General features: G+C 42.2%; 4 protein-coding genes. 1 reads left to right on the top strand and 3 read right to left on the bottom strand.

What is annotated here, in order from left to right; translation table 11 throughout:
- Positions 1-162: 162 nt before the first annotated feature.
- From EI162_RS13490 to lipB, 3 genes are all read right to left on the bottom strand, one after another.
- Complete coding sequence (locus EI162_RS13490; RefSeq protein WP_192524831.1) at positions 163-636, bottom strand: hypothetical protein; 474 nt, start codon at positions 634-636, stop codon at positions 163-165.
- A 201-nt stretch (positions 637-837) separates the two neighbouring features.
- Entirely contained in the window at positions 838-1,368 is a 531-nt protein-coding gene (locus EI162_RS13495; protein WP_192524832.1) for an inorganic diphosphatase, read from the bottom strand.
- A gap of 196 nt (positions 1,369-1,564) precedes the next feature.
- Positions 1,565-2,434, bottom strand: coding sequence for a lipoyl(octanoyl) transferase LipB (gene lipB, locus EI162_RS13500; RefSeq protein WP_192524833.1), 870 nt, complete (start codon positions 2,432-2,434; stop codon positions 1,565-1,567).
- 409 nt (positions 2,435-2,843) lie between these two features.
- Between lipB and EI162_RS13505 the strand changes: the two genes are divergently transcribed.
- Positions 2,844-4,328: a coniferyl aldehyde dehydrogenase gene (locus EI162_RS13505; protein ID WP_192524834.1), complete on the top strand. Its 1,485-nt coding sequence runs from the start codon at positions 2,844-2,846 to the stop codon at positions 4,326-4,328.
- The last annotated feature ends 269 nt before the right edge of the window (positions 4,329-4,597 follow it).

A 4,597-nucleotide genomic window follows, 5' to 3' on the forward strand; every position in this document is an offset into this window, starting at 1 on the left:
GTGCGAGGCATAGCGAACGATATCTTTTTTGTGTGAGAACTTAAAGATTAACCGTTCGCTATTTTTTTTGCCAGAAATTTATATCCAATGTTCAACACGCCCTAGTTAGTCGGAAAGGATGCTTGATAAAAATGTCGACAGACAAGACACTTCAGTTTTCTTTTAGCCAAAGATACGCCACATTATCCAAAATAACCCTGCCATAATAATCGCTATAACCAATAATCGCTTCGCCCAATAAGGAACAAGCGGTTTTTTATAGCTTAAATCATTGAGCTTGCTATCAACGCCTTCTTGCAAGCTCTGAAAATTTTGTTCAGACGGCGTGGTTTTGACGCGGTTTTTTATTAATTTTCCAGACTCGTCTTCATCCTCAGCTTCTTGCTCTCTATCAAAGCTAATAGCATGGTTCGGGATGCCTTGCTTGCTTGCGATAGTATTGAGCTTTTGCTGCTGCTTTACTTTCAATTCGGTCTCGTACGCATCAATTCGAACTTTGGCATCATCCATACTGATATTTTCGTCCGCGGCCAATGTTTTAATGGCCATTGCCAGGTTGTTTTTTTCGATCATCATAATGATCGCTTTTGGCAGTTTTGCATTGACTGGGTTTGAGTTGGGGTCGGAGTTGAACATGACGATCCTTAGTACGACGTAGAAATGTGAATAGGCGGGACGGTTTATTATACCTACTTTAAATAGCTAGGGCGTGTCATCTTGATGACACAGCTTGACATTCAAGCAAAAAAATACCGCAGCCATCATCGTGTCTGCGGTATTTTTCATAAAGCCTATCTTATTTATGATAAACCTCATGTTATAAGCTATCCGGACTAATTATAGATCTTTCCAGCGCTGGATAGATTCTTTAATCACTTCTTTGGCTTCTGCAACGTCACCCCAAGATTCAACGACCGTTGTACCTGGTTTTTTAAGGTCTTTATAGTGGCTGAAATGGAACTCTAACTGGTTGATTAGCTGCTTTGGTAGGTCCGCTAGGCTGTTGTAAGCATTGCCTGTATCACGGTCGTCAGCTGGTACGACGACGATCTTGTCATCGACTTCGCCGTCATCAACGAACTTCATGACGCCAATTACTTTGGCTTTTAAGAAAATGCCAGTGGTTAAAGGCTGTTCTGTAATGATTAAGGCATCAAGCTCGTCGCCATCTTCATCAAGAGTCTGTGGGATAAAACCATAGTTACAAGGTTTGGCAAAGATTTGCGGGTCAACACGATCAAGCTCAAATACCGCCAATTCGCGGTTCCATTCGATTTTATGGCTGCTACCGGTTGGGATTTCTACTACGACGTTAATGATGCCGCCGTCGACGTCGCCTGCGTCTAAAATTTTATTAAAATCTGCCATAAATTGCTCCAATGTGCTTTTGTTATAAATACTTGAACAGTAAAGGGTGAAATGTTGGTGCGGCATAGTTATCGCTGCGCCCAGTTTGTGCCGCCTGCGATTATAACAAGTTTGACTCAAATTTTCTCATAATGCTTAAGTCCAAGCATGCAAGATATTATGCGTAAAAGGATTATGCAAAAAAGACTCAAAGACATTACTTTGACGCTTTTGGCGCTAACGCACGCAATTCAATGTGTCCTGCATGACGCTGAGCAATATTATCGATGAGCTTTTGCGTGACTTGCTCATAACTTAACGATTGAGGAGTCAGTTTGTTTTGAGTTTCGTCCAAGGCTGTAACTTTTGACTGCTGCTTTGACTGCTGCATTGGCACAAAGTCTGCCAATCGTAACATTTGCATCCCTGCATAACCGCACGGATTAATGGCGTTAAATGCTGACAAATTACAGTTTAAATTAAGAGCAATACCATGGTAGCTAAAACCGTGCTTGATTTTGAAACCTAGAGAAGCGATTTTCCCTAGCATGATTGCATCATCTGCTGGTGCGTTAGATGGCAGTTGTGACAGCTCATCAGATGAAGCGCTATATGAGCTGCCGTATAAGTAAACCCCAGGTGCATCACGGCGAGCATGGGCGCTGATATGAGTGCTGTCAGGTGACGATTGACTTTTTATACAATCGTTGACGACGTCTTCAATGGCTTGTTCGGCATGCGATACCATGTTGCGTACACTCCAGCCTAAGCTATTTAAATCAAACAACCAGTAAATAACCAGTTGTCCGTGCCCGTGCCAAGTTACTTGTCCACCACGATCCGTTTTGATAATAGGGGTGTTGGTACGTTGCAAAATGTGCTCTTCTTTACCGGCTTGTCCAAGGGTATAAACGTCATTGTGATCGACAATCCATAGCTCGTCTGGGGTACGTAACCCTTGCTCTTTTTTAAGTTCGATACGCGCTAGCGTACGCGCTAGCATGGCGTCGAGGGTAGGAACATAGTCGGCGGCTGAGAATGATTTACTGACTAGCATATCATTGAGCGGTTGGGGGGCATTTTGCATGAGGGTGGCTGTCTTCTGGTTTTGTTATTAAAAGGTAGGTCCATTACTGATATTCAGTGTAGCAGTTTTAGCATTTCTGCCCAAACTTAAATTTCAATAATAAATGCATCAATTTTAAGAAGATATCTATTAAGAAGATATTTATATAGGGCTATAAAAATAGCAGCAAATATCAGCAATATAAGCATTGCCTGACACGTATTTCATACAAACTCAGTAGTCAACTAAAGACGCTGTTCATCGAGCAGTCAATGCGCTACATTAAAGTACAATGAATGGAATCTCATTAGGGTTTGTTTACGGAGGTTACTATTGACGTAACACTCTGACTACCATCCTCTGATTAGAAATATAGAGCCTTTAACCCAATATAATATATCGACTCTAACGCATATAACAAGGAAGATAAATGACAGATAACAATCAAGATATCCATAAGCAACCCTCGCTCGATACAAATTTAGAGCAACAACTGGCGCCCAAAACGCTTAGCACAGCCAATACCGTTGACGAGATGCAAGCGCAATTTGCTCGCTTGCAGACATTGAGCCGTACCCAGCCGATTAATGATTGGGGGACGCGGGAAACGTTATTAGACAATTTAGAAGTAATGCTTAGCGACAATCAAGAAAGCTTTGCCAAGGCCATTAGTGCAGATTTTGGTTATCGTAGCGAATCAGAAACCCAGTTTGCCGAATTATTCCCCAGTTTTACTGGTATCAGCCATGCCAAAAAACACGGTAAAAAATGGATGAAATCGCAGCGAGCTTCTATTTCAGCGCTGTATATGCCGGCCCACAATGAAATCCAGCCACAGCCATTAGGGGTGGTCGGCATCATGGTACCTTGGAACTATCCGTTATTTTTAGCCATAGGACCGATGATTGATGCGCTTACTGCGGGCAATCGCATTATGATTAAAATGAGTGAAGCGGCACCGCAGTTTGCCCAGACATTTGCTGATGCTATTGCGCGCTATTTCTCCCCAGATATGATTTGTGTGGTGCTGGGCGAAGTTGATATTGCTGTCGCCTTTAGTGAGTTACCATTTGATCACTTACTGTATACCGGCTCTACAGCAGTCGGTAAAAAGGTCATGGCTGCTGCTGCCCCTAATTTGACCCCAGTAACACTTGAGCTGGGTGGTAAATCGCCTGTTGTTGTCCTAGAGGGTGCAAACTTAGAAAACGCGGTCAATCGAGTAATGATGGGCAAAACACTGAATGCGGGTCAAACTTGTATTGCCCCTGATTATGTGTTGATTCAGCGTCAATATCATGAAGAGTTTATCCGTCTGGCAAAAGAGTGGGTGGAAAAGCACTACCCTGATTTCGAAAATAATCCTGATTACTCGCGTATTATTAATGGTGAGCAGTTTAAACGCGTTAAAGGCTATTTGGATAATTTAGCGGGTGAGAGCATTCACCAGCTTACCAATGTTGATTCCAATATCGAAACCCGTCTTATGCCACCAGTTATCGTCAGCGAACCTGCGCCTGATAGCGATGTGATGCAAAATGAGATTTTCGCACCGGTGTTACCATTAATGCACTATGACACTCTTGATGATGCGATTGATTTTATCAACGAGCGTCCACGTCCATTGGCGCTATACGTCTTTGGTGACAATAGCCATGAGCTAGACAAGGTTCGTACCAACACCGTATCCGGCGGTTTATGTATCAATGAAGTCATGGTGCATGTATTGCAATATGACTTACCGTTTGGCGGCGTTGGCGATTCAGGCACAGGTGTTTACCATGGTAAAGCTGGCTTTGAGCGTTTAAGCCATATGAAACCCATCTTTGTACAATCTAAACTTAATGGTTTAAACGTTTTATTACCTCCATATGGTGGGCTATTTAAAAAGGCGATGGCACTGTTTTTAAAGTAGCTGTGCTTAAATTAGTCGCTGCCTAGATGCTGGATTCAATTTGTATCTAGGCAGTTATGAATAATAGGTTGTGATAAGCGAACTCATCAGTAATAACATCTACTTAGGTAGGTGTTATTTTTTTTGTAAAAATTTAGCGATGAGAGAACTATGATGAGAGAGCTATAAAATTGAATGACGCCCGTGCTATATATTATTTATTATAAAAATATCTGGTGGTGTATCAAAAAGTATGCTGGAGTAATAAAAGAAGGGTGACAGCCGAAGCA

The sequence above is a fragment of the Psychrobacter sp. FME6 genome (genome assembly GCF_014861365.1).
Taxonomy (GTDB): Bacteria; Pseudomonadota; Gammaproteobacteria; order Pseudomonadales; family Moraxellaceae; genus Psychrobacter.

Bases quoted from the DNA above. Each gene is read 5' to 3' on its own strand.
- EI162_RS13490 (WP_192524831.1), bottom strand. From the start codon at position 636: ATGTTCAACTCCGACCCCAACTCAAACCCAGTCAATGCAAAACTGCCA.
- EI162_RS13495 (WP_192524832.1), bottom strand. From the start codon at position 1,368: ATGGCAGATTTTAATAAAATTTTAGACGCAGGCGACGTCGACGGCGGC.
- lipB (WP_192524833.1), bottom strand. From the start codon at position 2,434: ATGCAAAATGCCCCCCAACCGCTCAATGATATGCTAGTCAGTAAATCA.
- EI162_RS13505 (WP_192524834.1), top strand. From the start codon at position 2,844: ATGACAGATAACAATCAAGATATCCATAAGCAACCCTCGCTCGATACA.